The sequence below is a fragment of the Streptomyces violaceorubidus genome, from assembly GCF_000717995.1.
GTDB lineage: Bacteria > Actinomycetota > Actinomycetes > Streptomycetales > Streptomycetaceae > Streptomyces > Streptomyces violaceorubidus.
The window spans coordinates 1-250 of record NZ_JODM01000220.1 but is presented as its reverse complement, the minus strand read 5'-3'; the positions used below and the strand labels follow the sequence as shown (position 1 = coordinate 250).

Sequence of the window (250 nt, the reverse complement as noted above, 5' to 3'; positions counted from 1 at the left end):
CTCCCCCGTCACTCCGGGCGCGGCCGGCTGCAAGGCCTGGTCCAGGACGTACAGACGCAGGTCGGGGATCGGCTCCCCGATGAAACTGCCCGGACTGCCTGCCACCACGTCGGCATCCAGGGGCCGGTAGGTGACATGGACGGTGGTCTCCGTGATGCCGTACATGTTGACCAGGCGGGTGCGTTCACCGTGCCGGGCGTACCAGGCGGTCAGCCGGCCCAGGTCCAGGGCCTCGCCGCCGAACACCACC

At 70.4% G+C, this 250-nt stretch carries 1 protein-coding gene; it reads right to left on the bottom strand.

What is annotated here, in order from left to right; genetic code table 11:
• Positions 1-250, bottom strand: a 250-nt coding sequence (locus IE94_RS36970) for an AMP-binding protein (protein WP_037925155.1), incomplete at both ends; no start/stop codon positions are given.